We start from the raw sequence: 1,174 nt of genomic DNA, 5'->3' as shown, positions 1-1,174 counted from the left end.
TCGTACGACATGGGCGGCCACGACACGTACATGCACAAGGAGATCTTCGAGCAGTCGGAGGCCGTCGACCGCGTCCTGCGCGGCCGGATCAACGACCGCTTCGCCACCGTCCACCTGGGCGGGCTCAACCTGGACGCCCGCGAGGCGCGCGGGGTGCGCCGGATCAAGATCCTGGGCTGCGGCACCTCGTACCACGCGGGCCAGATCGGCGCCCAGCTCATCGAGGAGCTCGCCCGCATCCCCGCGGACGCCGAGCCTGCCTCCGAGTTCCGCTACCGCAACCCGGTGGTCGACCCGGACACCCTCTACGTCGCGGTCTCCCAGTCGGGCGAGACGTACGACGTGCTTGCGGCGGTCCAGGAGCTCAAGCGCAAGGGCGCGCGGGTCCTGGGCGTCGTGAACGTGGTCGGCTCCGCCATCGCCCGCGAGGCGGACGGCGGGATGTACGTCCACGCCGGCCCCGAGGTCTGCGTCGTCTCCACCAAGTGCTTCACCAACACGGTCGTCGCCTTCGCGCTCCTGGCGCTGCACCTGGGCCGCGTACGCGACCTGTCGGTCACCGACGGCAAGCGGATCATCGAGGGCCTGCGCCGCCTGCCCGGCCAGATCGACGAGATCCTCAAGACCGAGGGCGAGATCAAGAAGCTGGCCAAGGACTACGCGGACGCCAAGTCGATGATGTTCATCGGCCGGGTACGCGGCTATCCGGTGGCCCGCGAGGCCTCACTGAAGCTCAAGGAGGTCTCGTACATCCACGCCGAGGCCTACCCGGCCTCCGAGCTGAAGCACGGCCCGCTCGCGCTGATCGAGCCCGCGATGCCGACGGTCGCGATCGTCCCCGACGACGACCTGCTGGAGAAGAACCGGGCGGCGCTGGAGGAGATCAAGGCGCGGAACGGCAAGATCCTCGCGGTCGCGCACCAGGAGCAGGAGAAGGCGGACCACACGATCATCGTCCCGAAGAACGAGGACGAACTGGACCCGATCCTGATGGGGATCCCGCTCCAACTCCTGGCGTACCACACGGCGTTGTACCTGGGCCGCGACATCGACAAGCCGCGCAACCTGGCCAAGTCCGTAACGGTCGAGTAGCCCCCGCCTTGTCCTCAATCGCCGGACGGGCTGAAAATTCAGCCCGTCCGGCGATTGAGGACGTCTTTTGAGCCCCTCCGGC

1 protein-coding gene is annotated in these 1,174 nt (G+C 68.2%); it reads left to right on the top strand.

Annotated features, from left to right (window positions below; all coding sequences use genetic code 11):
- The coding region (gene glmS / locus J0695_RS38800) for a glutamine--fructose-6-phosphate transaminase (isomerizing) (RefSeq protein WP_206969562.1) at window positions 1-1,092 on the top strand (1,092 nt) is incomplete at its 5' end.
- Window positions 1,093-1,174 lie beyond the last annotated feature (82 nt).

This window comes from Streptomyces beijiangensis, from assembly GCF_017315755.1.
Lineage (GTDB): Bacteria > Actinomycetota > Actinomycetes > Streptomycetales > Streptomycetaceae > Streptomyces > Streptomyces beijiangensis.
The sequence above is the reverse complement of the archived record's forward strand: the minus strand, read 5'-3'. Positions and strand labels throughout refer to the sequence as shown.